Origin of the sequence: Miniimonas arenae (assembly GCF_006351005.1) — a bacterium.
GTDB classification, from domain to species: Bacteria; Actinomycetota; Actinomycetes; order Actinomycetales; family Beutenbergiaceae; genus Miniimonas; species Miniimonas arenae.
Window position 1 is genome coordinate 52,555 of sequence record NZ_VENP01000001.1, and the last position, 22,753, is coordinate 75,307.

Annotated in this window: 18 protein-coding genes; 2 read left to right on the forward strand and 16 right to left on the reverse strand. The window is 74.9% G+C overall.

The window, feature by feature from the left end:
- Positions 1-75: 75 nt before the first annotated feature.
- The 14 genes from murC to FH969_RS00325 form a co-directional block, all read right to left on the reverse strand.
- Entirely contained in the window at positions 76-1,626 is a 1,551-nt protein-coding gene (gene murC / locus FH969_RS00260) for a UDP-N-acetylmuramate--L-alanine ligase (RefSeq protein WP_246071609.1), read from the reverse strand.
- Entirely contained in the window at positions 1,619-2,758 is a 1,140-nt protein-coding gene (murG, locus tag FH969_RS00265; RefSeq protein WP_108719689.1) for an undecaprenyldiphospho-muramoylpentapeptide beta-N-acetylglucosaminyltransferase, read from the reverse strand. The genes murC and murG overlap by 8 nt, the downstream gene beginning before the upstream one ends.
- Positions 2,755-4,083: an FtsW/RodA/SpoVE family cell cycle protein gene (locus FH969_RS00270; protein ID WP_246071610.1), complete on the reverse strand. Its 1,329-nt coding sequence runs from the start codon at positions 4,081-4,083 to the stop codon at positions 2,755-2,757. Before FH969_RS00270 ends, murG begins: the two co-directional genes overlap by 4 nt.
- Positions 4,080-5,636 carry a UDP-N-acetylmuramoyl-L-alanine--D-glutamate ligase gene (gene murD / locus FH969_RS00275; RefSeq protein WP_139985324.1) on the reverse strand — a complete coding sequence of 519 codons (1,557 nt, stop codon included), beginning with the start codon at positions 5,634-5,636 and terminating at the stop codon, positions 4,080-4,082. Before murD ends, FH969_RS00270 begins: the two co-directional genes overlap by 4 nt.
- Positions 5,633-6,730 carry a phospho-N-acetylmuramoyl-pentapeptide-transferase gene (gene mraY / locus FH969_RS00280; RefSeq protein WP_108719687.1) on the reverse strand — a complete coding sequence of 366 codons (1,098 nt, stop codon included), beginning with the start codon at positions 6,728-6,730 and terminating at the stop codon, positions 5,633-5,635. Before mraY ends, murD begins: the two co-directional genes overlap by 4 nt.
- Positions 6,727-8,256, reverse strand: a complete 1,530-nt coding sequence (locus FH969_RS00285) for a UDP-N-acetylmuramoyl-tripeptide--D-alanyl-D-alanine ligase (protein WP_139985326.1) — start codon at positions 8,254-8,256, stop codon at positions 6,727-6,729. Before FH969_RS00285 ends, mraY begins: the two co-directional genes overlap by 4 nt.
- Positions 8,253-10,055 (reverse strand): Mur ligase family protein, encoded by a 1,803-nt coding sequence (locus FH969_RS00290; RefSeq protein ID WP_234417556.1) that lies wholly within the window; start codon positions 10,053-10,055, stop codon positions 8,253-8,255. The genes FH969_RS00285 and FH969_RS00290 overlap by 4 nt, the downstream gene beginning before the upstream one ends.
- Positions 10,056-10,066: 11 nt before the next feature.
- Positions 10,067-11,830 carry a peptidoglycan D,D-transpeptidase FtsI family protein gene (locus FH969_RS00295; RefSeq protein ID WP_159096592.1) on the reverse strand — a complete coding sequence of 588 codons (1,764 nt, stop codon included), beginning with the start codon at positions 11,828-11,830 and terminating at the stop codon, positions 10,067-10,069.
- A 551-nt stretch (positions 11,831-12,381) separates the two neighbouring features.
- On the reverse strand, positions 12,382-12,795 hold the full coding sequence (ftsL, locus tag FH969_RS00300; RefSeq protein WP_108719684.1) for a cell division protein FtsL: 414 nt from the start codon (positions 12,793-12,795) through the stop codon (positions 12,382-12,384).
- Positions 12,792-13,850: a 16S rRNA (cytosine(1402)-N(4))-methyltransferase RsmH gene (gene rsmH, locus FH969_RS00305; RefSeq protein WP_139985328.1), complete on the reverse strand. Its 1,059-nt coding sequence runs from the start codon at positions 13,848-13,850 to the stop codon at positions 12,792-12,794. Before rsmH ends, ftsL begins: the two co-directional genes overlap by 4 nt.
- Before the next feature lie 211 nt (positions 13,851-14,061).
- Positions 14,062-14,490 carry a division/cell wall cluster transcriptional repressor MraZ gene (gene mraZ, locus FH969_RS00310; protein WP_108719682.1) on the reverse strand — a complete coding sequence of 143 codons (429 nt, stop codon included), beginning with the start codon at positions 14,488-14,490 and terminating at the stop codon, positions 14,062-14,064.
- Between the two features lie 633 nt (positions 14,491-15,123).
- On the reverse strand, positions 15,124-15,510 hold the full coding sequence (locus tag FH969_RS00315) for a DUF3040 domain-containing protein (protein ID WP_108719681.1): 387 nt from the start codon (positions 15,508-15,510) through the stop codon (positions 15,124-15,126).
- A 29-nt stretch (positions 15,511-15,539) separates the two neighbouring features.
- Positions 15,540-16,913, reverse strand: coding sequence for a DNA polymerase IV (gene dinB / locus FH969_RS00320; protein ID WP_234417555.1), 1,374 nt, complete (start codon positions 16,911-16,913; stop codon positions 15,540-15,542).
- A gap of 117 nt (positions 16,914-17,030) precedes the next feature.
- Positions 17,031-17,549: a DinB family protein gene (locus FH969_RS00325; protein ID WP_139985330.1), complete on the reverse strand. Its 519-nt coding sequence runs from the start codon at positions 17,547-17,549 to the stop codon at positions 17,031-17,033.
- A gap of 98 nt (positions 17,550-17,647) precedes the next feature.
- Here FH969_RS00325 and FH969_RS00330 point away from each other — a divergent pair, with 98 nt between their 5' ends.
- The gene (locus FH969_RS00330) at positions 17,648-18,499 is read left to right on the forward strand and encodes a spermidine synthase (protein WP_139985332.1); all 852 of its coding nucleotides are present in this window, start codon (positions 17,648-17,650) and stop codon (positions 18,497-18,499) included.
- Positions 18,500-18,550: 51 nt separating this feature from the next.
- Here the strand turns inward: FH969_RS00330 and FH969_RS00335 are convergent, their stop codons facing one another.
- The gene (locus FH969_RS00335; RefSeq protein WP_098468506.1) at positions 18,551-18,754 is read right to left on the reverse strand and encodes a cold-shock protein; all 204 of its coding nucleotides are present in this window, start codon (positions 18,752-18,754) and stop codon (positions 18,551-18,553) included.
- Positions 18,755-18,984: 230 nt separating this feature from the next.
- Complete coding sequence (locus tag FH969_RS00340; protein WP_246071611.1) at positions 18,985-20,172, reverse strand: PAC2 family protein; 1,188 nt, start codon at positions 20,170-20,172, stop codon at positions 18,985-18,987.
- Between the two features lie 207 nt (positions 20,173-20,379).
- Here FH969_RS00340 and FH969_RS00345 point away from each other — a divergent pair, with 207 nt between their 5' ends.
- Positions 20,380-22,719 carry a HelD family protein gene (locus FH969_RS00345; RefSeq protein ID WP_246071612.1) on the forward strand — a complete coding sequence of 780 codons (2,340 nt, stop codon included), beginning with the start codon at positions 20,380-20,382 and terminating at the stop codon, positions 22,717-22,719.
- Positions 22,720-22,753: the final 34 nt, after the last annotated feature.

Sequence of the window (22,753 nt, forward strand, 5' to 3'; positions counted from 1 at the left end):
GGTCGGCGCCCCCGCCTGCCCCACGCGCGCGCCCTGCGTCGCCCGGTCGCCCGGCCCGCGGCGCGCTCGGCGGCCTCATGCCGACCCCTCACGGGCGCGCAGCTCCGCCAGCACGACCGGCGCGAGCAGGGTGACGTCGCCGGAGCCCACGGTCATGACGAGGTCGCCCTCCCACGCCAGCGCCGCGACGCGCCGCGCGGCGGCGAACCGGTCCGGCACGAGCTCGTAGGGCGTGGCGCCGCGCTCGGCGCGCGCGGGCGGCTCCGCCTCGGTCACGAGGGCGGAGGTCACGCCCTCGATCGGCGATTCGCGCGAGCCGAAGATGTCGGTGACGACGACGGCGTCGGCCAGGTCCAGCGCGTCGGCGAACTCCTCGGCGAAGTCGCGCGTGCGGGTGAACAGCGCGGGCTGCAACAGCACCAAGAGGCGCCCGTCGCCGACCGCGAGCCGACCGGCCCGCAGCGCGTTCTCGACCTTGCGCGGGTTGTGCGCGTAGTCGTCCACGACGCGCACCCCCGCGGCCTCGCCGACCACCTCGAACCGGCGCCCGGCCCCGTGGAAGGCGCTCAGCGCGTCCGCCACGCGCTGCGCCGCGTCGGGTGAGCCGTCGGTCGCCTCGAGGGCCGCGGCCCACGCCGCGGCCGCGTCCAGCACGGTGTGCAGCCCGGGCGAGGCGATCGCGACGCGCACGGGCGGGAGGATCGGGACGCCGCCGCGGCCCAGCACGAACGTCGCCGCCGCCGACCCCCCGGTGAGGGTGACGTCCTCGATCGCGACGTGCTCGACGTCGAGCCGGCCGCCGAGATCGCCCGAGGCGACGTCCGCGCCCGAGCCGTCGTTCGCCGTCGTGCCCTGGTCCGCCGGCGCCTCGGCGAGGGCGGCCGTCGCGAGCCCGTAGGTCCGCACGCGGATCCCCTCGCGCGCCGCGGTGCGCAGCACCGACCGGGCGCCCGCGTCGTCGCTGCACGCGACGAGCAGCCCGCCGGGCACGATGCGGCGCGCGAAGTCCTCGAACGCCGCGAGGATCTGCGGCAGGCCGCCGGTGTAGTGCGCGAGGTGGTCGGCCTCGACGTTCGTGACGATCGCGACCCGCGGGGCGTAGTTGAGGAACGACCCGTCGGACTCGTCGGCCTCGGCCACGAACGGCCCGGTGCCCACGCGCGAGCCCGACTCCCAGTCCAGCACCGTCCCGCCGATCGCGGCGCCCGGGTCGGCGTCCGCACCGAGCTCGAGCGCGACGGCGAGCATCGCCGACGTCGTCGTCTTGCCGTGCGTGCCCGCCACGGCGTAGAAGTCGCGTCCGCGCGCCAGGCGCGCCATCGCCACGGACCGGTGGATCACCTCGATGCCGCGCCCGTGCGCCGCGACCACCTCGACGTTGTCGGCCGGGATCGCGGTCGAGACGACGACGACGTCTGCGCCCTCGACCTGCTCGGCGGCGTGCCCGAGGAAGACCCGGGCGCCGCGGGCGCGCAGGCGGGCGGTCTCCTCGCCGTCGACCTGGTCCGAGCCGGTCACGACGTGGCCGCTCGCGAGGGCGATCTCCGCGAGCACGCTCATGCCGTGCCCGCCGATCGCGACGAAGTGCCAGTGCTCGGTGGTGCGGTCCGACGCGCGCTCAGCCACGGGCCACCCTCCTCGTGCGCAGAACGAGGTCGCGCAGCCGCTCGGCGCCGTCGGCCACGCCGTGGGCGCGTGCGGCCGCGGCCATCCGGCCGCGGCGCTCGGCGTCGAGCAGGAGCGGCAGCACGATCGCCCGGACGGCGTCGGGCGTCATCGCGGCGTCCTCCACCACGACGGCGCCGCCCGCCTCCTCCAGGGCGCGCACGTTGAGCCGCTGCTCGCCGTTGCCGATCGGCAGCGGCACGTACACCCCGGGCAGCCCGACGGCGGCCTGCTCGCAGACGGTGCCAGCTCCCGACCGACCGAGCACGAGGCTGGCCGCGGCGTAGGCGCTCGCCATGTCGTCGAGGTACTCCACCAGGTGGTAGTCCTCACCCGCGGCGGCGGCGGCCGCCGCGACGCTGTCCACCTTGCCGCGGCCCGCGGCGTGCAGCACCTGGACGCCGGCGGCGGTCAGGTCGGTGGCCGCGCCCGCCATCGCGAGGTTGATCCGCTGCGCCCCGAGCGAGCCGCCGGTGACGAGGAGCACGGGCCGGGTCGGGTCCAGGCCCAGCCGCGCCGCCGCGGCGTCGTGCGCCGCCTGGCGCCCGGCATCCGGCCTGCGGGCGAGAGCGCTCACGTCCGCGCGCATCGGCAGGCCCACGTGGGTGGTCTCGCCGCGGCGCGCGCGCAACCGCGTCTCGGCGAACGTCAGGGCGACGGCCGCCGCGGTGCGGGCGCCCAGCCGGTTCGCCAGGCCGGCCCGCACGTTCTGCTCGTGGATCACGACCGGGACGCCGCGACGCGCGGCCGCACGGTACGCGGGCGTCGCCACGTACCCGCCGAACCCCACCACGACATCGGCGCCCACCGCGTCGATCGCGCGCTCGGCCTGCGCGACGGCGCGGGCGAAGTCGCGCGGGAAGCGCGCGGCCGCCGGGTCGGGCCGGCGCGGGAACGGCACCCGGGGGATCGTCGCAAGCTCGTAGCCGCGCTCGGGCACGAGGCGCGACTCCAGTCCCTCGGCGGTGCCGAGGACCAGGATCTCGGCACCGTCGGCACCGACGGCGCTGTCCCGGACGGCGTCCGCGAGCGCGAGCAGCGGGTTGACGTGCCCCGCCGTGCCGCCGCCCGCGAGCAGGAGGCGCACGGTCATCGGCCGCTCCGTCCGCCGCGCGCGAGCACGCCGAAGGAGCGCCGCACCACGCCGCGGCGCGCGGCGAGCGCCTCGCGCGCGCCGGGTTCGTCGCGGGCGAAGGCGAGCACGATGCCGAGCGCGATGAGCGTCGCGATGAGCGAGGAGCCGCCGGCGGAGACCAACGGGAGCGGCACGCCGATGACCGGGCCGCCGATCGTGACCGAGATGTTCACGAGGGCCTGGACGATGATCCAGGAGGCGACCGCTCCGGTGGCGATCTTCACGAACGGGTCGGGGTGGCGCAGCACCACGCGGGTGAGGCCGACCATGAGCACGCCGAACAGCACGAGGATGAGCAGCGTGCCCATGAGGCCGAGCTCCTCGCCGATGATCGCCATGATGAAGTCGTTCTGCGCGGCCGGCAGGTAGAGCCACTTCGTCCGCGAGCCACCGAGCCCGACGCCGGAGATGCCACCGGTGCCCAGGGCCTCGAGCGAGACCCGGGTCTGCAGGCCGAGGCCCTGCGGGTCGAGGGAGTCCGGGTCGAACACCGCCATGATCCGCGCCATGCGGGTCTCGTACTGCACGGCGAGGAATGCCACCACGGCGCCGGCCATCACGCTCATCGTGGCGAGATAGCGCAGCGGGAGGCCGGCGACCCACAGCGCCCCGGCCACGAGCGCGCCCATGATGAGCATCGTGCCGAGGTCGCCGGCGTAGATCTGGGGCGCGAGCAGCAGGGCGGCGCCGCCGATCGGCAGCAGCACGTGGCGCAGCCGGCCCAGCTGGTGCTGCTTCACCGCGAGCACGGCGCCGAGCCACAGCACGAGGCTGACCTTGACGAACTCGCTGGGCTGGATCGTCACCGGACCGGCGCAGACCCAGGCGATGTTGCCGCCGGTCCCGCACGCGAGCGGCGTGAAGAGCAGGCCCTGCAGGAGCAGGCCACCCGCGAAGGCGGGCCACGCGAGCCAGCGCAGCACCCGGATGGGCATCCGGGAGAACGCGAAGGCCAGCGGCAGCGCGATCGCGGCGAACCGCACCTGGTCGAGGAAGTGCAGCAGCGGGTTCTGCCCCGAGCTGTCCTTGAGCGAGTAGATCGAGGAGCTCGAGAGCACGAACACGAGACCGAGCGCCACGAGCACGAGCGTGGTGACGCCGATCAGGTAGTAGGAGGTGACCGGCGCGTCCCACGCCGAGCGGACCGCGGCGCGCGTGGACGCGAACGCCCGGGTGTCCGGCTGCGGGGCGGTGACCGGGCGCACCGCGCCGGGCCGGTCCGCCGTGGCACGCGGCACCTCGTCGCGGCGCCGGCCCGTGGCCCGCCCGTCGAGCGTGGTCACGCGGTGCCCAGCAGGTCCCGGACGGCCGCCGCGAAGGCGTCGCCGCGGTGACCGTAGTTGCGGAACTGGTCCCACGAGGCGCCGGCGGGCGCGAGCAGGACGGTGTCCCCCGGGCGGGCGTGGTCCCTTGCTGCTCTCACGGCGACGCGCATCACCTCGCCATCGTCGCCTTCGGGGACCTCGAACACCGGGAGGTGCGGCGCGTGTCGCCGAAGCGGGCCGAGCCACGGCGAGCGGTCCACACCCAGGAGCACGACGGCGCGCATCGCCGGCGCGTACTGCGCGATGAGCTCCTCGAGGTCCGCGCCCTTGGCGTCGCCGCCGGCCAGCCACACCACGGTGCCGGCCGGGATCGCCCGCAGCGCCGCCGCGGCGGCGTGCGCGTTGGTGGCCTTGGAGTCGTTGATCCAGGTGATCTCGTCCGCCTGCGCGACCACCGCGGAGCGGTGCGCGTCGAGCCGGAAGCCGCGCAGGCCGGGCGCCACCGCCTCGGCCGGGGTGCCGCCCGCGCGGGCGAGCGCGGCCGCGGCCATCGCGTTGGTGAGCACGTGCGGCGGGACGCCCGCGGCGCCGCCGAGGTGGGCGAGGTCGTCGGGCGTGAAGAGCGCGAGCGCCTCCGTCCAGCGTCGGGGGTGGAAGGCGCGGTCCACGACGAGGTCCTCGACCACGCCGATCTCGCTCGGGCCGGGCACGCCGAGCGTGAGCCCGACGGCGCGCGCCCCCTCGAGCACCCCGGCCTCCTCGACCATCGCGCGCGCCCCGTCCTCCCACGTGGGGTAGACGCACGCGAGCCGGACTCGGGAGTACACGCTCGCCTTGGCCGCGCGGTAGGCGGCCATCGAGCCGAAGTGGTCGAGGTGGTCCTCGGCGACGTTGAGGCAGATGCTCGCCGTCGGCTCGGCGCGGTGGGTGTCGTAGAGCTGCAGCGCCGCGATCTCGATGGGCCAGGCCTCCGGCGGGCGCACCACGCCGGCGTCGTCCGCGATCCCCTCCAGCGCAACCGTGGACACCGCGACGCCCATGTTGCCCAGCGGTGGCGCGTGCAGGCCGCCGGCGCGCAGCAGCGCGGAGGTCATCTGCGCCGTCGTCGTCTTGCCGTTCGTGCCCGTGACGAAGAGCCACGGCGCGTCGTCGGCGCGGACGAGCCACGCGAGGTCGAACTCGCTCATCACGTCCAGACCGGCGGCGCGCGGCAGCGCGATCAGCGGTGAGGCCGGCGGGATGCCGGGAGACACGACGGCGAGCCTCGGGTCGAGCGCGAGAGCGCGCTCGACGAGGGCGGACGCCGCGCGGGACCGATCGGCGGCCTCGTCCTGAGGATCACCGTGGGGGCCGCCGGCCGTCGGTTCCGGTTCGAGAACGAGCACGCCGGTCAGCGACGCCGCCGCGCGGGCGGCCACGTCGGGACGGGTGTCGATCGCGACGACGTCGGCGCCGAGCGCCGCGAGCGTGCGGGCGGCGGCCTCGCCGGTCAGGCCGAGCCCGACGACGAGGGCGCGCGCGCCGCGGAACGCGCCTCGCCGGGCGTCGACGTCGCCGATCGGGGCGCTCATGCGGACGCGATCCACTCGGCGTAGTAGATGGACACCCCGATCGCGGCGAAGACCGCCGCGATGAGCCAGAACCGGATGACGATGGTGATCTCGGCCCAGCCCAGGAGCTCGAAGTGGTGGTGCAGCGGTGCCATCCGGAACACGCGTCTGCCGCCGGAGATCTTGAAGAACCCGATCTGGATCACGCTCGAGGCGACGATGACGACGAACATGCCGCCGATCACGACGGCGAGCAGCTCGGTCCGGGTGAGGATCGACAGCCCGGCGAGGGCGCCGCCGAGGGCGAGCGAGCCCGTGTCGCCCATGAAGATCTTGGCGGGGCTCGCGTTCCACCACAGGAAGCCCACGCACGCCCCGACGATGGCCGCGGTGACGATCGCGAGGTCGAGCGGGTCGCGCACGTCGTAGCAGCGCGGCCCCGCCAGCACGCGCTGGCAGCTCTGGTTGAACTGCCACATCGTGACCAGCACGTAGGCGCCGAAGACGAAGATGCTCACGCCGGTGGCCAGCCCGTCCAGGCCGTCCGTGAGGTTCACCGCGTTGGACCACGCCGTGACGAGGAAGTTCGCCCAGACCACGAACAGCAGCAGCCCGATCACACTCCCCCACATCGCGAGGTCGAGGTTGAGGTCGCGGATGAACGAGATGCCGGTGGACGCGGGGGTCTGACCGAAGGAGTTGGGCAGCTGCAGCGCGAGCAGCGCGAACACCACGCCCACCCCGCCCTGGCCGAGGATCTTGGCGATCGGGGACAGGCCGAGGGAGCGCTGCTTGGAGATCTTCGTGAAGTCGTCGGCGAACCCCACCATGCCCAGACCCACCATGAGGAACAGCAGCAGCAGACCCGAGACGCTCGGCGTCGAGCCGGTCCGCAGGAACGAGACGAAGTTCGCCACGAAGTAGCCGAGCAGCGTCGCGGCCAGGATGACGACCCCGCCCATGGTGGGCGTGCCGCGCTTGGTGTAGTGCGCCGTCGGGCCGTCCTGACGGATGAACTGCCCGTACTGGCGGCGCACGAGGAAGCGGATGAACAGCGGCGTGCCGAACAGCGCGACGGCGAGCGCGACGCCGCCCGAGACCATGACGGGGATCATGCGTCCACCTGCTGGTCCGCCCGCTGGTCGGCGTGCGCCGCACTGGCCGCACCGGCCGCCGAGCCGTCCCTCGACCCGCGCACCGAGCCCTCGGCGACGAGGGCGTCGGCCAGCCGGTACAGACCCGCACCGTTCGAGGACTTCACGAGCACGACGTCGCCGGGCAGCACCTCGCGACGCAGCCAGGCGCGGGCCTCCTCGACGTCCTCGGCGAACGCGGCCTCCTCGCCGAAGGACCCCTCGAGCAGCGCCCCGGTGTACATCGCGCGCGCGCCGCGACCGACGACGAGCAGCCGCGAGACGTCCAGGCGCACCGCGAGCCGGCCCAGGGCGTCGTGCTCGGTGAGCGCAACCTCGCCCAGCTCGAGCATCTCCCCCAGCACGGCCACGGTCCGGCGGCCCGCGCCGATCGCGACGAGCGCCTTGAGCGCGGCGCGCATCGAGTCCGGGTTGGCGTTGTAGGAGTCGTCCACGAGCGTCACGCCGTCGGCGAGCTCGGTCACGGCCATCCGGTGCGGGCTCGCGGCGTCAGCCTGTGACAGCCGCCGCGCCACGACGTCGAGCGACAGGCCCGCAGCGATCGCCGTCGCCGCCGCGGCGAGCGCGTTCGTCACGTGGTGCTCGCCGACCAGCCGCAGCGTGACCGGCGCGGTCCGCCCGCCGTGGTGCAGCGTGAACGACGCGCGCGCGCCACCCGCGGTGACGTCGGTCGCCCGCACGTCGGCGTCCGCGCTGCGCCCGAACCTGAGCACCGCACCCGGGGCCTGCTCCGCCATGGCCGCGACGCGCGGGTCGTCCGCGTTGAGCACCGCGGTGCCGTCGGGGCGCAGACCGCGGACGATGGCGGCCTTCTCGTGGGCGATACCGTCGATCCCGCCCATCCCGGCCAGGTGCGCGCTGCCCACGACGAGCACGGCGGCGACGTCCGGCGGCGCGATCGCCGTGAGGTAGTCGATGTTCCCGGGTGCGTCCGCGCCCATCTCGAGCACGAGCGTGCGGGTCTCCTCGGTGCACCGCAGCACGGTCACCGGGAGCCCGACCTCGTTGTTGAAGGAGCGCACCGGCGCGACCGTCGGCCCGTCGGCCGCGAACACCTGCGCGAGCAGGTCCTTCGTCGTCGTCTTGCCGACCGAGCCGGTCATCGCGAGCACGCGGGGGGCGCCCTCGGGGCGCTCGCGCAGGCGCGCGAGGACGCCGCGGGCCAGCTCGCCGAGCGCCCGCACCGAGTCGGCGACCTGCACGCTCGGGAGGGGCTCGCCGTCGGGCGCGGTGTCGGGCGCGCTGTCGGAGGAGGCGAGGGGCCGCTCGGTGAGCACGAGGCTCGCGCCGGCCGCGACGGCGCCCGCCGCGTGGTCGTGCCCGTCCACGTGCTCGCCCGCGATCGCGACGAACAGCGCGCCGGGCGTCACCTCGCGCGAGTCGGTCACGACCGAGGTGACGACGACGTCCTCGGCGGCTACGCCGTCGGGCAGCGTGAGGGTGCCCCCCACGAGCGCGGCGACCTGCGCCGCGGTCAGCGCGATCACGTGGTCGCCCCGGCGGCCACCTCGCGGGGGCGGCCGTCGCGGTAGCGCGGGTCGCCGACGGCCTCGAGGTAGACGAAGCGGTCGTTGTACCGGTGGAACACGCCGGCGATCTCCTGGGTCGGCTCGTGCCCCTTGCCGGTGACGATGACGGTGTCGCCCTCGCCGGTCGTGGCGACGGCGTGGCGCAGCGCGTCGGCCCGCGACGTGGTGATCTCGACGACGTCGGTGAGGTCCGGGCGGAGGGTGCGCACGCCGTCGAGGATCGCGGCGCGGATCGCGGCCGGGTCCTCCGAGCGCGGGTTCTCGTCGGTGACGACGAGCACGTCCGCCAGGCGCGCGGCGATCTCCCCGAGCATGGGTCGCTTGCCCTGGTCGCGGTCGCCGTCGGAGCCGAACACGAGGACGAGCCGGCCGGGTGTGATGGGGCGCACCGCCTCGAGCGCGTAGACCAGGGCGTCCGGGGTGTGCGCGTAGTCCACGATGCACAGCGCGTGGCCCTGGCCGCGCTCGACGACGCGCTCCATCCGCCCCGGGATCGCGGTGGCCGCGGCGACGGCGTCGATCGCGACGGCGAGCGGGACGCCCGCCTCGTGCGCGGCGACGACGGCGGCGGCCGCGTTCGAGACGTTGACGAGCCCGGGCAGGGGGCTGTGCGCGACGTGCTCGGTGCCGTCGGGCCCGCGCAGCACGAAGGCGGACCCCACACCGTCGAGCCCGATGTCGGCCGACACGACGCGCCAGTCGGCGGCGGTCGCGGCCGCGGAGTCGTCGTCGGGGTGGGTGGCGAGGGTCGCGACGGGGATCGGCGACGCGGCGGCCAGGCGCCGGCCCCACTCGTCGTCGACGAGCACGACGCCGCGCGCGGCGCGCTCGGGCGAGAAGATCGACGCCTTCGCGGCGAAGTAGCGCTCCATCGTGCCGTGGTAGTCGAGGTGGTCGCGCTGGAGGTTCGTGAACACGACGACGTCGAACCGCATCCCCGCGAGCCGGTGCAGCGCGATGCCCTGCGAGGACGCCTCCGTGACGAGCGCGGCGACGCCCTGCTCGCGGGCCGCGGCGAGCACACCGTGCAGCGCGGGAGCCTCGAGCGTGGTGCGGGGGCTCTCGATCGCGACGTCGCCCAGGCGCACCTCGACGGTGCCGAGCAGCGCGACCGAGCCGTGCTGCGCGCGCAGCGCGGCGTCGACGAAGTAGGCGGTGGTGGTCTTCCCGTTCGTGCCGGTCACCGCGACCGTGACGAGGTCGTCGGAGGGGCGGCCGTAGACGGTGTCGGCGAGCTCGCCGGCGAGGGCGCGGGGGTCGGCGGCGACCAGGACGGGCACGGCGCGCGGCAGCGGCGGCACCTGCGGCACCGCGTCGGTGGCGCTGTCGACGGTCGCGTCGCTGTCGACGGTCGCGTCGCCGGCCTCGCCGGCGGCCGCGCGGAGCAGCGCGCGGGCGCCGACCTCGTCGGTCACCACGGCGACGGCGCCGGCCGCGACCGCGGCGGCCGCGAAGCGCGCGCCGTGGGCGCGCAGACCGGGCACGGCGACGAACAGATCGCCCGCGCGGGCCTCGTCGCTCGCGACCGTCACGCCGGTGACGAGCACGCCGTCGAGCACGGCTTCGAGCGTGCCGCGGGAGGATCCGACGGTGCCGTGGAGCGCGTCGTCAGGGACGCCGTCGAGCCCGTCCGCCGTGCCGTCCGGAGATGCCGGGACGCCCTCGGAGGCGACGGTGAGCGCGTACGCCGCAGCGAGCTCGGCCAGCGGAACGGCCGGCACGCGCGTGGGTCGCAGCTGCGCCAGGGGTGCGGTCACGTCGAGCCAATCTACCCGTCGTACCCGGGCACGCTCATGTCTCCGCCGGGGGTCAGCGGGTACAGCGGCTCGGTCACGCCGGTCGGCGGGATGCCGAGCGTGGAGAGGGCGAACGACGCGATGTCGTGGAACACCGGGGCCGCGATCGTGCCGCCGAAGAACCCGTGCTGCGGCCGGTAGATGATGACGCCGACGGCGATCTGGGGGTCGTCGGCGGGCACGACGCCCACGAACGACGCGGCCGAGTCGGTGAGCCGGCCGTCCGTGGTGTTCGCCACCTGCGCCGTCCCCGTCTTGCCCGCCACCCGGTAGCCGTCGATGGCGGCGCGGTTGCCCGTGGCGCCGTCGGCCGAGGTCACGCTCTCGAGCATGAGGAGCATCTGGTCGGCCGTCTCGGGGCTCACCACGCGCACCGGGTCCGCCACCGTCTGGGGTGTGAAGGTCCCGCTGGAGTCGGTGAAGCCGGAGACGAGGTGCAGCTGGTTGCGCACGCCGCCGTTGCCGAGGGTCGCGATGACGTTGACGTTCTGCAGCAGGTCCACGGCCACGCCCTGGCCGAACATGCTCGCGTACTTGGTGCGGCCGTCCCACCCGTCGGGGTCGAGGTTGTAGCCGCCGCTCTCCCCCGCGAGCTCCACCCCGCTCGGCTCGTCCCAGCCGAACGCCTGCATGTACTTCGCGCGGGTCGCGTCCGACATGAGCGATCCGATCTGGATCGTGCCGGTGTTGGAGGAGTCCGCGAGGATGCCCGCGACCGTGAGCCGCTCGTCAGGGTGCTCGGTGTGGTCCTTGAACACCTGGCCGTTCGGCGTCGTGTAGTGGTAGGGCACGTCGAAGTCCGACGTCGGGCTGATGAGCCCCTCCTCCATCGCCGCGGCGACCGTGAGGATCTTGCCCGTCGAGCCGGGCTCGTAGGGGCTCTGCACCGCGTTGATCTTGCCGAAGCCGGTGGGCGCGTTGGGGTCGATCATGTCCGACTCGCACAGCGCGAGGACCTCGCCGGTCTTGACGTCGACCACGGTGGCCGCCGCCCACTCGGCGCCGGTCTCTGTCTTCTTGGCGTCGATGACCTGCTGGCACTGCTGCTGGAGGTCGAGGTCGAGAGTGGTGTGCACGGTCTCGCCGTCCCGCGCCGCCACGACGGTCTGCGCGGCCCCGGGGATGACGGTGCCGCCGACCCCGATCTCGACCGTGCGGCTGCCGTTGGTGCCGGTCAGCACGTCGTCGAAGCGGGACTCCAGGCCCGCCGCACCCTGCAGCGTGCCGTCGCCGTCGGTGTCGTTCACCCAGCCGACGATGCTGCCGGCTGTGCTGCCCCCGGGGTACACGCGCTTGGTCTTCTGCTCGGTGGTCAGGCCGTTGATGCCGAGGTCCATGACCTGCTGGCGCACCTCGGGCGTGACGTCCGTCGCGATGACCTTGTACCCCGCGGTGCCGGTGAGCGTGGCCCCCAGCTCGTGCTCGCTCACGCCGAGCAGCGGCGCGAGCGCCGCAGCGGCCGCGCTCGCGCCACGCCCCTCGACGGTCGAGTTGTCCTCGCCGTAGCGGACGTACGCGGGCACCTGCCGCTGGTCCACGACGACGTCGTAGCGCACCACCGAGGTCGCGAGCACGAACCCGTCGGCGTCGACGATCTCCCCGCGCGAGGCGTGCACCGTGTAGGTGCGCTCGCGCTGGCTGCGCGCCTGCTCCGCGAGCGCGGCGCCGTCGATCACCTGGACCTGGACGAGGCGGCCCGCGAACATGAGCAGCAGCACCAGCACGACGGCGAGCATCACCTTCTGCCGGCGCTGCGAGCTTCCGACGCGGATCGACGCCGCGCCGCCCCCGCCGGAACCGCCGGACCCACCCCGACCACCCGACCCTGGACCGCCGGCGCCCGAACCGGCACCGCGGCGGGGCCGCACCGGCGTGGCACGCGGAGCGCCCGCCCGGGACCGGTTGGCCTGCCGGGGCGCGCCGGTGTGCGGGCGCGGCGCACCCTTCGCGGGTGCGCCCTGTCGCGTCGGCTGCCGCGTGGTTGTGCGTGCGGTGGTCTGGCGTGCGGTGGTCTGGCGTGCGGCGCCCTCCCGGGACGCGGTGCCGGACGTCGTGCGGGGCGTCGCGCTCGCCGTCGCGCGGGGCGACGCCGCACGGGCGGTCCGCGGGGCGGGGACGGTCGAGCGGGCAGCACCCGCTGCGCGTGCGGCCTGCTGTGCCCCCGTCATGTGCCCCGATGCTGCCCGGCCGCCCCGCGCGCCCGGCGCCGACACGCCGGGCGACTGCGCCCGCGCCTGCGACATCGACGACGCCGTCACGCGCTCTGCACGGCCCGGACCCGGACGCGTCACTTGCCCGCGCCCTGGCCGCCGATCAGGGTGTGGTCCGACAGGCGCACGTAGGTGACGCCGTCGCTCGGCACGAGCCCCAGCTGCTGAGCGCGCAGCGTGACCTGCGCCGGCGAGGTGGTGTTCTCCAGGTCGGTGGCGAGCGTCTCGCGCTGCTCCTCCAGCGACGCGAGCGTGCTCGCCCGGTCGCGCAGCGTGTAGGAGGTCGCGGCCATCGAGGTGTTCAGCGCGAGCGCGCCGAGCAGGGCCGCGACGAGGATCGCGGCGCACAGCGCGAAGAACGGCGCGCGCGTGGCGTCCGGCGCAGCGTTCGGGACGATACGCAGGCGCGCGCGCGGCGACGGCGCGGCCACCGCGGTGCGCCGGGGGGCGTAGGAGCGGGCCGTGCCGATCCGTGCGGGTGCGACGCTCATGCCGATCTCCTGCTGCCGGTGCGCTGCTCGCGCATGTGGTCGGGGGTGGGACGCGTGCGGACCGCGGCGCGCAGACGCACGGACGCGGACCTGGGGTTGTGCGCGGTCTCGACGTCGTCGGCCTTCTCCGCGCCGCGGATCAGCAGCTCGAGGTAGGGCCGGTGGGTCTCGGGCTCGACCGGCCACTCGCGCGGCGCGCTCGAGCTCGCGCCACGGGCCAGCTCGCGCTTGACGATGCGGTCCTCGAGCGAGTGGTAGGACTCCACGACGATCCGACCGCCGACGGCGAGCACCTCCACCGCGCGCGGGATCGCGTCCTGCAGGATCTCCAGCTCGCGGTTCACCGCGATGCGCAGTGCCTGGAACGTTCGCTTGGCCGGGTGGCCGCCACCCTGCTGGGCGGCCCGCGGGACGGCGCGACGGACGAGATCGGCGAGCTCGGTCGAGGTGGTGAGGGGGCGCTCGGCACGCTCGCGGACGATCGTCCCCGCAATCCTCTGAGCGAACCGCTCCTCGCCGTAGACCCGCAGGATCCGCGTGAGCTCGCGCTCGTCGGCCTCGGCGAGCAGCTCCGCCGCGGTCTCACCCCTGCTGGAGTCCATCCGCATGTCGAGGGGTGCCGGCCGGGAGTAGGAGAAGCCCCGGTCGGCGTCGTCCAGCTGGAGCGAGGAGACGCCGAGGTCGAGGAGGACGCCCTGCACCGGCCGTCCGACCTGCGCCTCCACGACGTCGTCGATCTCGTCATAGGTCGCGTGCACGGGGGCGAACCGCTCGCCGAACCGTGCCAGGCGTGCCGCGGCGAGCGCGAGCGCCTGGGGGTCCCGGTCGATCCCGACCACCCCCGTCTGCGGGCACTGGCTCAGCAGGGCCTCGGCGTGACCGCCCATGCCGAGCGTGCCGTCGACGAGCACGGACCCCGGCTCGGTGAGCGCGGGGGCCAGGAGGTCGACGCACCGCTGGAGGAGGACCGGCACGTGGAGGTCGTCGGCGCGCCGTTCGGGCTGCGGATCCGGCTGCTCGATCGGGTCGAGCGGCGGCTGGTCGTGCTGGGTCATGTCACCTCCTCGGGTCTCGGCGAGTGCTCGGGCGGACGAGCGGGCTGTGGGCGGTCGGGGCGGCGGTGCGTGGGATGTGGGTGGGATGTAGGTGGCGGTGTGGGGTCGTGCTGCGGTGTGCTGTCGGACCAGGACTCCCTCCGAGGGCGCACCTGGCGCCGGGGAAGTGCGTCAGGGGCGTCGGCGGGAGACCTCGCACGACAGCGACGTGTCAGAACCCGGGCACCACCTCCCCCGCGGCGTCGTCGAACGCCGCGGACGCGACGGTGAGGTAGGCCTCCCAGGCCGCGGAGTCCCAGACCTCGAGCTTGTTGCCGGTGCCGACGACGGCGAGCTCTCGCTCGAGCCCGGCCCACTGGCGCAGCGTGGCCGGGATCGTGACGCGGCCCTGCTTGTCGGGGATCTCGTCGTGCGCGCCGGAGAGCAGGACGCGGTTGAAGTCGCGGGCCTCGCGGGACGTGAGCGGCGCGGCGCGGAGCGTGTTGTGGAGCGTCACGAACTCCGCCATCGGAAACACGAACAGGCACTTCTCGTGCCCTCGGGTCATGACGAGCCCGCCGGCGAGCTCCTCGCGGAACTTGGCCGGGAGGATCAGGCGGCCCTTCTCGTCGAGCCGGGGCGTGAAGGTCCCGATGAGCACGGTGCCTCACCTCCCCTGTCCCTCCGGAGCGCCGCCGTGCCCCGCTGGGCTCCACATTACTCCACAACCCTCCACCTCGGCCACGTCCGTGGCCCTCCTCGCGCTACGTGTCTTTCGTTGTCGCAGGTCAGAACCGGTGGAGCGAGGTGGAGTGACACGTGCGTCGCCCTGCCTCCCGTGGCCGCTCGGTGGCGCCTTCCCGAGAGGCCGCTGTTGCGCCGGCGCTGGGCGCCCGTGGGCTCGAAGCCCCTGGAACCGCGAAAACACGGGGGAATGAAGCGCTCACGCACGCGCCGGCGGCCGATCAGGCGGCTCAGCGCGGCGCCCCGGGGAGCGACGTGGAGGCGCCCCGGGGAGCGACGTGGAGGCGTCCCGGGGAGCGACGTGGAGGCGCCCCGGGGAGCGACGTGGAGGCGTCCCGGGGAGCGACGTGGAGGCGTCCCGGGGAGCGATGTGGAACGGCGCCGTCGACTCGCGCGACTCAGCGCGCGCCGGACAGCACGACGCCCCCGTGGCACGCGTCGTCGCGCAACGATCGGGGGCGTGGTTCGAACAGGAGGAGAGCGGGGCGGCGCTCGGGGTGCCGGGTCGGCGGCGTCACGAGCGGGGCGGCCACGCCGCCCCCGGTCCGGGTCAGCCGCGCTGGTCGCGCCGCTTGTCCCACCGCTCGTCGAGCCGGTTCATGAACGAGGACTTCTTCCGGGGCGCCTTGGCAGCCGCCACGCCGGCTGCTCCGCCCGCGTCTCCCGGCCGCGACGCCGAGGAGCCCCGCGAGAGCGCGAGCAGCACACCACCGAACATTGCGAGGAACCCCAGGAGCCCGAGCCAGGTCAGCTGCTGCGAGACGCCGCCGATGAGCATGGCCAGGCCGGCCGCGACCACGACGACACCGAGAATGACGGACGAGGTTCGACGACGGACCCCGCCGCCCTTGAACGTCTGGGCGAGCTTCGGGTCGTCAGAGCTGAGCTGACGCTCCATCTGCGCCAGAACACGCTGCTCGTACTCCGACAGGGGCATGGCGTCCTCCTCGAACAACCGTCAGGGTCCTAGGATATGCGCGGTTTCGGGGTGGCGGTAGTCGAGTCCCTCCGCAGTCCACTCCTCGGCCCGGGTTCGTCCGCGCGACGGCCGGTCCGATCTCCTCGCGAACGGTCCGGGACCGGCTCGCGTGCGCCGACGGCGGGGTCCGACGGCGTCGGCTGGGTCGCCGGGACGGGCGGCGCCTGCAGCAGCGAGGCCGCGACGGCGGCGCCGCCGCCGAACCGCCGATCGACGGCGTCGACCGCGACCTCCAGCGCGCGCCTGTCGTCGCCGTCGTCGCCGAGCGTTGCCTGCACCGGTGTCCCCGCGGCGACGACGAGGTCGTCGGCGCGGACGCCGATGAGGCGCACCCCCGTCGCCGGGACGTCGACCGCCGCCAGCAGCGCACGCACCGTGCCGTGCAGCGCGGCCGCGACATCGGTCGGGACGTCGAGCCGGCGCGACCGCGTCAGCGTCGTGAAGTCCGCGAGACGGACCTTGAGCGTCACGCCGCGGGCGAGCATCCCCGCCTCACGCAGACGCCGCGCGCACGTGTGGGTCTGCGCGAGCGCCGTGCGGGCGAGCTCGGCCCGGTCGGTGACGTCGACGGGGAACGTGTGCTCGGCCGAGACCGAGCGCTCGGTGCGTTCGGGGGTCACGACGCGCGGGTCGCGACCCCACGCCAGGTCGTGCAGCCGATGCGCGGCAGCCGGCCCCAGCCGGGCCGCGAGGGAGGACCGTGGCGCCGTCGCCAGCTCGGCCACGGTCCGGATCCCGAGGTCGGCGAGCCGGCTCGCCGTCGACTCCCCCACACCCCACAGCGCGGCGACCGGAAGCGCGTGGAGGAAGTCGACCGTCGCGTGCTCGGGCACGAGGAGCATGCCGTCGGGCTTGGCGCGCGTGGAGGCGACCTTGGCGACGAACATCGTCGACGCGATGCCGACTGAGATCGGGAGCCCGACCTCGCGGCGCACGCGCTCACGCACGAGCGTGCCGATCCGTGCCGGCGAGCCCAGCCGTCGACGCGCGCCGCTGACGTCGAGGAAGGCCTCGTCGACGGACACCTGCTGCAGCTGCGGGGTGATCTCGGCCAGCACCGCCATGACCTGGCGGGAGACGCGGCGGTAGGACTCGTGGTCCGGCGGGACGACGATCACCGACGGGAGCCGGGCGATCGCCGTCGCCATCGGCATGCCCGAGCGGATGCCGAACGCACGCGCCTCGTAGGTCGCCGCGAGCACGACCCCGCGCTCACGGCCGCCGACCACCATGGCGCGGCCGCGCAGCCCGGGGCGGGCGGCCACCTCCACCGAGGCGAAGAACGCGTCCATGTCGACGTGCAGGATCGGAGTGCCGGAGTCGTCCTCCCCCCACCGCCAGGGCCCACCACGCTCGTCCACGACCTCAGCCTATCGAACGCTCGTTCGACGCGGGACGCTGCGACCCACCGCGCTGGATCACCCGGTCGCCGGACCGCGAGACCGCCGGACGGCTGGACCGCTGGACCGCTGGACGACTCACGCTCCGACGTCGCGCAGGTGGTGGTGCACGTCGTGCCAGAAGTACTGCCCGAGCGTCACGACGGTGAACTCCGAGCCGTTCGAGCGGATCCCGCGGCGCGCGTGGTCTGCCTCGGTGACCGCGTCGAACCGGGCGGCCACCCGCTCCCCCGCCTCCGTCAGCTCCGTGGCCACCGCACGAGGGTCCTGCCCGGCGTAGTCCTGCTCGAGCGCCGTGGCGTCCTGGTCCCAGTTCGCGAACGCCGCGCCGTCCGTCGCGAGCATCTGCGCGAGGCGTTCGTCGAAGACGCGGAACACGTCGCGCGCGTGACAGGCGTACTCGAGGTCGGACCAGCGCTGCGGCGAGCGCCGCACCGACGCGTCCGGGCGCGCAAGTGCGGCCGTCCAGCGCGGCAGGCTCGCACGCACGAGCAAGCCGATCTCCGCCGGGGCCACCTCGCCCGCGGCGAGGCCGCACTCCGGGCACCGCTCGCGCAGCACCCACGTCCAGTCCTTGGTGTCCGGCTCGAGGCTCATGTTGTGAGTCTGGTGCAGGCACGTCTCCGCGTCATCGGTCCGCGGCCAGCCCGCCGCCGGCCCAGCGGCGTGCCGTCCTCGCGCACTAGGATCGCCCGATGGCGCGCCGTCGTTCCCTGCCAGGAGATCTTCCCGACGGAGTGGTCCCGATCGACACCGGGACGGTGGAGCTGGAGCCCGACCCGGACCGGCCGACGGCGGTCATGGTCTACGTCAACGGCGTCGAGTCCTCCTACATCGACCTCGCGGACCCGGGGCACCTCGAGTTCGAGTACATGCAGCAGATGCGCCTCGCGATGGCCGACCTGCTCGAGCCCTCGTCGACCGCACGCGTGCTCCACCTCGGCGGTGCCGCGTGCGCCTTCGCGCGCGCGATCCACCACCAGGCGCCGCACACCAGCCAGCTCGTCGTCGAGCTCGACGGCGAGCTCGCCCGCCTCTCGCGGGACTGGTTCGACCTGCCGCGCGCCCCTCGCCTGCGCATCCGCACGGCCGAGGCGCGTGCCGCGGTGGCGAGCCTGCAGCCGGACTCGTGGGACGCCGTCGTGCGCGACGCGTTCGCGGGCGCGCGCGTGCCCTCCCACCTCACGACCGTGGAGTTCCTCGAGCAGCTCGCGGCGATCCTGCGGCCGGGCGGGCGCTACCTCGGGAACCTGGTGGACAGCCCGCCGCTGCCGATCGCACGGCGAGAAGTGGCCACGGCCCGGGAGGTGTTCGCGCACGTGGCGCTCGCCGTCGAGCCGCCGATCCTCAAGGCGCGCCGGTTCGGCAATCTCGTGGTGATCGCGGGTGACACCCCGCCGGACGCTGGCCTGGCGCGGGAGCTGCTGGGGCTGCCGGCGCCGGTGCGGCTCGTGACCGGGCGCGAGCTCGACGACTTCGTCGGGACGTCGGCGCCGCTGCGGGACGTGGAGGTCGCCCCCGGCTGGGCGACGGAGAACGCCGGGTGAGACGGCGCGTGGCCCGCACCCCGAGGGGTGCGGGCCACGCGGAGGTGCGGGTCAGAGCGGGCGAACGCTCTCGGCCTGCGGACCCTTCGGGCCCTGCGTGATCTCGAACTCCACGCGCTGAGCCTCCTCGAGCGAGCGGTAGCCGTCCGACTGAATGGCCGAGTAGTGCACGAAGACGTCGGCGCCGCCGCCGTCCTGGGCGATGAACCCGTAGCCCTTCTCAGCGTTGAACCACTTGACGGTTCCCTGTGCCATGCGTGTCCTTCCGGGGAGTGGCACCCGACCCTGTGCCGGGCGCCCGGTGCTGCAGTGATCCCCACGCCGTGCTCGAAGAACATCAGACATTAGAGAAGCTGGTGCAACGGCTCCTAGTGTGTCAGAGCGGGGCGCCGGTGCGCCAGAAGCAGCGGCTGCGAGGTCGGCGTGTTCGCTCCGGGCGTTCCGGTGCGGGCCGGGGAGGGTGAGCGCGCGCGACGCGTCGAGCGTCAGGCGCGCTCGCCGTCGCCGGCCTCGTCGGGCCGGCCGTCCTCGACCGAGCCCTGCTCGGCGAGGAACGCCTCGAACTGCGCCGCGAGCTCGTCGGCCGTCGGTACCTCCTCGCTCGCAAGCAGGCTCCGACCGGCGGCCTCCTGGTAGGCGTCGTACTGGTTCTCCAGCGCCTGGACCACGGCCGCCACCTCGGGCGACTCCGCGATCTGCCGGTCGACCTCCGAGGCCACCTCGGCCGCGGCGCGCTCGAGCGCCGTGACGTCGAGGTGCGCGCCGGTGACCCGACCCACCCGTCGGACCAGCTCGGCTGCTGCGGCCGGGTACTCGGCCTGCGCGAGGTAGTGCGGGACGTGGACGGCGAAGCCCATCGCGTCGTGACCCCAGGCACCGAGGCGGTACTCCAGCAGCGACGAGGCGCTGCCGGGGACCTGGACCGTCCCGAACACCGAGCCGTCGACGTCCACGAGGCCCTCGCGCGTGCCGTGCGAGGTGACCGCGATCGGGCGGGTGTGCGGGACGCCCATGGGGATGCCGTGCACGCCTACCGTGGTCCGCACGCCGAGGCGCTCGACGATCTCGCGCACCGCGCTGGCGAACTTCTCCCACCGCAGGTCCGGCTCCACGCCGTGCAGCAGGAGGACGCCGCCCTGGTCCGTGGCCAGGTAGTCGAGCGCGAGCTCGGGGTCGGAGTACTCGGTGAAGCTGGTCTTCTCGAACGTCATCGGCGGGCGGCGCGAGCGGTAGTCGAGCAGCTCGTCGACGTCGAAGGTCGCCACGCGCTCGGACGCGTGCGTGGCGAGCAGGTGCGAGACCACGAGCGCGCCGGCGTGGCCGGCGTCCATCGAGCCGCGCAGCGCGTGCACGAGCACGGGCACGTCGATCTCGGCGACGGCACGCGGCAGCCAGGGCGCGCTCGTCACGTCGTCGGGATGCAGTGCCTCGGCGCCGCCGGACGCGGGTCGCGCGGCGCCCTCTCCCGGCACGGTCTCGTCGAGCGTGGCCGCCTCGGGCGTGCCCGACGGCGAGGCACTGGCTCCGAGGTCGGGTGCGGCGGCGCTCTCGTCGCTCGCGCTGCCGCGTCCGGTGGTCTCGTCGCGCCCCTGATCGCCGTCGCCTCGCCCGCTCGGCACCCCGAGCGGTGGGTGATCGGCGAGGTCCCAGTGGAACAGTGCCGAGGGATCCATGTCGCCTCCCGTGCGTTCTCGTTCTTGCTCGTCCGTCGGCGCGGACCTCGTCCGCGCGGCCACCCCCGTGGCCTTCCAGGGACGACAACAGCCCCGTCGCCCCCCGCATTCCCGCCGCCGCGCCCCACCCTGTGCCGGCCCGCGCACGACCGGCCGAGCTGCGTGCGCCATAATGGACGGCCGGTCGAGACGCGAGCAGGAGGCTGGGTGGACGCAGCAGGATCCGACGACGCGCTTCTCGCCGCCCAGCTGCGCCACGAGCAGACGGTGGTCGACGGCGTGTACGCGCGCCTGGACGACCTGCGGGAGAACGCGCGGGCGCACCTGGAGCGCGTGCGCGGTGACGGCTCCAGCGGGACCCACCAGGCGCGCTCCGAGCGCGACTCGTTCGCCACGCTCTACTCCGAGCGCCTCGCGACGTACGACGCGGTGGAGCAGAAGCTGGTCTTCGGCCGCATCGACCTGCGCCCCGACGCCGAGCCCGCCGCTCGCGAGGACGGCACGCCGCCCGGCGGGACGCGCTACGTCGGGCGTATCGGGATCTCCGACGAGTTCCACTCCCCCGTGCTCACGGACTGGCGCGCCCCGGCCGCGCGTCCCTTCTACCAGGCCACCGCCGCGAACCCCGGCGGCGTCGTGCGGCGACGTCACCTCTCCACCCGGGACCGCGCCGTCGTGGGCATCGAGGACGACGTGCTCGACGCCGACGCACTGGACGAGGACTCCCGCGCGACGCTCGCCGGCGAGGGCGCGCTGCTCGCGGCGCTCGGCGAGCACCGCACCGGGCGGATGCACGACATCGTCGCCACGATCCAGGCCGAGCAGGACGAGATCATCCGGTCCGACGTCGAGGGCGTGCTCGTGGTCCAGGGCGGCCCCGGCACGGGGAAGACCGCCGTCGCGCTGCACCGCGCCGCCTACCTCCTCTACGCCCACCGTGAGCGCCTGGCGCGCTCGGGCGTGCTGCTTGTCGGGCCGTCCGACGCGTTCCTGCGGTACATCGAGCGCGTGCTCCCCGCGCTCGGCGAGACGGGCGTCGTGCCCACCACGATCGCGACCCTGCTCCCCGACGTCACCGCGACGGCGGTGGAGGAGCCGGCCGTCGCGCGCGTCAAGGGCCGCACCGCGATGGCGGGCGTGATCCAGCGCGCCGTGGCGGCGCGTCAGCGCGTGCCGGCCGAGGTGACCCGCTTCCGGCTGGGCTCGGTCGAGCTGGAGATCCGCCCGGACGACGTGGCGGCGGCGCGCGCGCGTGCCCGCCGCGCCCACCAGCCGCACAACGCCGCGCGCGTCGTGTTCGTCCGGCAGATGCTCCAGGTCCTGGCGCGGCAGTACGCCGAGGCGATCGGCGCCGACCTCGGTGGCAGCGACCTCGCCGAGGTGTCGGAGGACCTGCGCGCCCACCGCGACGTCCGCGTCGCGCTCAACCTCGCGTGGATGCCGCTGAGCCCCGAGGGGCTGCTGCGCGATCTCTGGGCGAAGCCGCACCGGCTCGCGGAGGTGGCCCCCGGGCTCGCCGCGCGCGACCGCGCACTGCTGCGCCGCGACCCCGACGCTCCGTGGACCGAGGCCGACATCCCCCTCCTGGACGAGGCCGCCGAGCTCATCGGCGAGCGGATCGACCCCGAGCGCCAGCGCGCCCAGCTGGCTGCGGCGGCGCAGGCCCGCGACGAGCTCGCGTACGCGCGGGCGACGCTGCGGTCCCTGGGCGGCTCCGGCGAGGGTCTGCCCGAGGTGACGGCCGAGATGCTCGCGTCCCGGATGGCCGAGTCCGGCCCGGCGCGGACCACCGCAGAGCGTGCGGCTGCCGACCGGGGCTGGACCTACGGCCACATCGTCGTCGACGAGGCGCAGGAGCTGTCCCCGATGGCGTGGCGCAGCCTGCTGCGGCGCTGCCCGAGCCGGTCCTTCACGGTGGTGGGAGACACCGGGCAGACCTCGTCGGCAGCGGGAACGACGCGGTGGCGGGACGTGTTCGACCGGCTCGACCGCGGGTGGCGCCTGGCGGAGCTGACGATCAACTACCGCACGCCCGCGTCCGTCATGGACGCCGCGACCGAGGTGCTGCGCGCCGCCGTCGCCCGCGAGGGGCTCGACGTCGACGTCGCACCCGTCGTGTCGGCGCGCGACGTCGAGGGCGCGCTGCAGCGCAGCGACGACCTGGCGACGGCCGTGGCCGACTCCCGCGCACTCGGCGGCACGACGTGCGTGGTCGCGCCGACCGCGGCGGTCCCGGCGCTGCGCGCCCGGCTCGGCGCGCCGCGGATCGACCTCACCCAGCCGCTCGTGGTGCTGGACCCCGTCGAGGTCAAGGGCCTGGAGTTCGACACCGTGGTGGCGCTCGACGTCGCACGGATGAGTCGCGGCGACGCGTACGTCGCGATGACGCGGGCCACGCGGCGGCTGACCCTCGTGGGCGACCTGCCCGAGGGGCTGCCCGACGGCGCGGGTGACGGCGTGCGTGACGGCGTGCGTGACGGCGTGCGTGACGACGAGCGTGACCGTCTGCCCGAGAGCGCGGCGGACGGTCTGCCCGAGAGCGCCTGAGGCGTCCCCCTCTCCCGCGCGACTGCGACCGCGC

Coding starts and splice junctions, on each gene's coding strand:
- rsmH (WP_139985328.1), bottom strand. CDS start 13,850: ATGACCCAGCACGACCAGCCGCCGCTCGACCCGATCGAGCAGCCGGAT.
- mraY (WP_108719687.1), bottom strand. CDS start 6,730: ATGATCCCCGTCATGGTCTCGGGCGGCGTCGCGCTCGCCGTCGCGCTG.
- FH969_RS00315 (WP_108719681.1), bottom strand. CDS start 15,510: ATGCCCCTGTCGGAGTACGAGCAGCGTGTTCTGGCGCAGATGGAGCGT.
- FH969_RS00335 (WP_098468506.1), bottom strand. CDS start 18,754: ATGGCACAGGGAACCGTCAAGTGGTTCAACGCTGAGAAGGGCTACGGG.
- FH969_RS00330 (WP_139985332.1), top strand. CDS start 17,648: ATGGCGCGCCGTCGTTCCCTGCCAGGAGATCTTCCCGACGGAGTGGTC.
- murD (WP_139985324.1), bottom strand. CDS start 5,636: ATGAGCGCCCCGATCGGCGACGTCGACGCCCGGCGAGGCGCGTTCCGC.
- FH969_RS00340 (WP_246071611.1), bottom strand. CDS start 20,172: ATGGATCCCTCGGCACTGTTCCACTGGGACCTCGCCGATCACCCACCG.
- ftsL (WP_108719684.1), bottom strand. CDS start 12,795: ATGAGCGTCGCACCCGCACGGATCGGCACGGCCCGCTCCTACGCCCCC.
- murG (WP_108719689.1), bottom strand. CDS start 2,758: ATGACCGTGCGCCTCCTGCTCGCGGGCGGCGGCACGGCGGGGCACGTC.
- FH969_RS00295 (WP_159096592.1), bottom strand. CDS start 11,830: ATGCTCGCCGTCGTGCTGGTGCTGCTGCTCATGTTCGCGGGCCGCCTC.
- FH969_RS00325 (WP_139985330.1), bottom strand. CDS start 17,549: ATGAGCCTCGAGCCGGACACCAAGGACTGGACGTGGGTGCTGCGCGAG.